Below are 2,698 nucleotides of genomic sequence, written 5' to 3' on the forward strand. Positions count from 1 at the left end.
GACTTCAGTCGCACCTGCGTCCGAGTCGGTGCGACTGAAGTCTCATCGACATCTGAGCCTACAGTGGGTGGTCTCCGGTGTTCCGGAAATCACCTAAGCGGCCTCCGCTTGCTCCATCGCTGGCGTGACCGGGAAGGGAATCCAAGACTTCCGCCTTGGTCTGGGGGCGCCAAGGCTGAAGCCTCGGACTCCTGGTGGTTTTGGTCGCGTGCAGGGGGCGTCGGACAGGGCTCACGGTCCGATGACGCTCTCCCGTAGGGCGCAATCGCGGGCCTCGATCAAGATTCCGGCCACTTGGGCTCGCCGGGTGCGTTGTCAGGCCATCCTGGCCTGACACCCTCAGGGCTGGAAACCCTGACGACGCACGCCGCTGGCCGGGATTACGATCAAAGCCCAATAGGGCGCCTGTCGGAGATCGAGAGGAGCAACGCGGAGGTCGACGGTGCACCATAGTGCGCCGCGTGGAAGGCTCACTGCGAAAGACTGGTAGGGCGTTCGGTCTTAGTCTTGCCAGTCCGTGCTCGCTGCAAGCTAGCATCCATGGCACTGGATTCCGGCATCCTGCCGGAATGACGGTCCAACTTAAGTTGGAACGGGGTACTGCCTGTCGGACTTCGGCGCGCCATCGGGGCTGATGGTCCGGTACACTGTCGTGATAAGCTCCGATGGCCGGGAGTGCCACGGCCAATGCGCCGCTTCCACCCAATCGACCGTGAGACTGCCTTGCTCCTGCCATTGTCGGTACAGGACTGGCTGGCCAAGGGCCACCGACCTTTGACGGCGGCCTGCATTCCGGCCTTGGGGATAACACCGGTATTCAAGCAGTATGGGCACAATCCGCGATCATCCTGAGGTATCCATGTCAACACCAGCCAAGCGACACCGCCTCGTTTCGACAGGGGAGGATGATGGCGGGCATGTGGGCAAGGTTGGCCGATTGCATTCGGATTGAGTCTATTCCGGTTGACACAGGTGGGCATGAATTTCTGCGACGATCCGGCGGGCATCGGTTACGTCTTGGCTGGCTTGGTCGCGGTCGATTTCGGCGGTGGCGTCATAATCACCGAGTTGTCGATCTTCAAACAGCCGGGTTAGAATCCGCGTGTACTCCGGGGGGAAAACCCCTGATCGAACAAAGTCCTTATTAAATCGTCCAATCAACTGCGCGTGGCTGGAGAAGGTCTGGCCGCGCGCGAGGTGGAGCGCGCTGATCGCATGAAAGGCGGCGTAATACGCGCGCGAAGCGGCGTCGCCATTCAGCCCCTCCCGGAGCAGTAATTCCGAGGCTTCGACTTTGTCCTCTGCGGCACGGAGCAGTTGCGCAATCGCGGGTATCACAGTCGCACGGCTTCGCGAGCGATGTTTCGCGCCAGTGGAGAGCCTTGACTGCCCAGCCACTCGTTCTCGGTCCGCAGCAAAGTAGCCACCAAGGCTTCGTGGCGGTCAAGAATCTCTACTTGAAGGTCTAAGATGCGGTCACGCATGGCTTGCGTCTTTTCATCGACGATGATCAAGACATCATAGTCAGAGGTCACACGCGCATCGCCGCGAGCCCTGGATCCGTACAACCACAGCCCACGCAGGTGGGTGCCGAGGCGGCGATTGAGCTCGTCGGCGAGGGTTGTGATGACGGGATCCTGGAGCATTGTTGCTAATCCTGTCGGTTGATACCGAGCCTGCTATTCACCATGCCATTTCACCCTCAGCTCGGATCAGGTCGGCAAAGCGCTTTTCCATACCGCGGAACCGACGGATGCCGAGCCACAGAAAGAAGACGCTCACACACCAACTGAGGAAAAAACCGGGTATATAGCGCGTGGACTCGCCGCCGAGGATCGCCCAGCGGAAGCCGTCGATGACTCCGACGACGGCATTCAGAGAGTATAGCAGCCGCCACTGATCCGGTACGACCGACTTGCTGAAGCCCACCGATCTGGCCCTGGACCAGGGCTGTCGCGTGCCGGAGCCTGCACTGCTGGCGCTGACGCAAGACGCGGCGGCGGTGCCGGCCATGTTTGCCGTCCAGCCGTCAGAAACTCCTGATGTATGTCGGGCATCTGCGTCATGCCCAGGGCGACAACGCGGGTGCGATCGGCGCGCTGGAAGCTGCCTTCTCCGCGTTTCCGGTGAATCCGCTGCCTTTGCTCCTGGCGGCGACTTGGCGGCTGGATGATGGCGAGGTCGACATGGCTCGTGCGCTTTATGATCGTGCGCGGGCGATCGGGGCGCCGGGACGATTGGACTTGGAGCCGCGGTTTCAGGAGGTTGCCAGCCGGCTGAGCGAGGCGCAGGACGAAGTGCGGACACGGGGCGCTGCTAAGATCACAGACGATCGGCCGACCGGCCCGTAGCCGCACCCAGCAGTTCCAAAATTGGGCGGCATCGCGCGACCCCTGGTGGATGCGGCACGCGACCGCTGGGCCGGGTCCCTGATACCGAGCGGCCCGCCGGGCGCCGTGGGATTCGGCGCCGGTCCGATCCTTCGCGCAAGGCGCCCGATTGCGCCCGACGAGATCGACGATCCTCATCCGGCCACCGCGGGAGCCGCCAAGCATCCAACTGCTGACATAGCGCATCCGCTTTTCCTCGTCGAATTGTTGAACTTCCGTCCATAGCTGGTGTTCGAGTCCTTCCGGTAACGTGAGAACCCAGTCGATAAACCGAAGTAGCTCCAGGATGTCTGCACGCTGATAGCCAC

The 2,698-nt window shown here is 61.9% G+C and carries 4 protein-coding genes; 1 reads left to right on the forward strand and 3 read right to left on the reverse strand.

Going from position 1 to position 2,698, the window contains the following annotated elements; translation table 11 throughout:
* Positions 1–954: 954 nt before the first annotated feature.
* From QZY03_RS13810 to QZY03_RS13820, 3 genes are read right to left on the reverse strand one after another with little or no spacing between them, the layout of a single operon-like run.
* Positions 955–1,338, reverse strand: a complete 384-nt coding sequence (locus QZY03_RS13810; protein WP_295581949.1) for a HEPN domain-containing protein — start codon at positions 1,336–1,338, stop codon at positions 955–957.
* Positions 1,335–1,646 carry a nucleotidyltransferase domain-containing protein gene (locus QZY03_RS13815; protein WP_295581950.1) on the reverse strand — a complete coding sequence of 104 codons (312 nt, stop codon included), beginning with the start codon at positions 1,644–1,646 and terminating at the stop codon, positions 1,335–1,337. Before QZY03_RS13815 ends, QZY03_RS13810 begins: the two co-directional genes overlap by 4 nt.
* 37 nt (positions 1,647–1,683) lie before the next feature.
* A complete protein-coding gene (locus QZY03_RS13820) occupies positions 1,684–2,013 on the reverse strand; it encodes a hypothetical protein (protein ID WP_295581952.1) in 330 nt (109 codons plus the stop codon).
* Positions 2,014–2,015: 2 nt separating this feature from the next.
* On the opposite strand from QZY03_RS13820, the gene QZY03_RS13825 reads away from it, so the two are divergent.
* A complete protein-coding gene (locus QZY03_RS13825; protein WP_295581954.1) occupies positions 2,016–2,351 on the forward strand; it encodes a hypothetical protein in 336 nt (111 codons plus the stop codon).
* Positions 2,352–2,698 lie beyond the last annotated feature (347 nt).

Source organism: uncultured Lamprocystis sp., assembly GCF_903933125.1.
In the GTDB taxonomy this organism is placed as follows: domain Bacteria; phylum Pseudomonadota; class Gammaproteobacteria; order Chromatiales; family Chromatiaceae; genus Thiodictyon.

Coding starts and splice junctions, on each gene's coding strand:
- QZY03_RS13820 (WP_295581952.1), bottom strand. CDS start 2,013: ATGGCCGGCACCGCCGCCGCGTCTTGCGTCAGCGCCAGCAGTGCAGGC.
- QZY03_RS13815 (WP_295581950.1), bottom strand. CDS start 1,646: ATGCTCCAGGATCCCGTCATCACAACCCTCGCCGACGAGCTCAATCGC.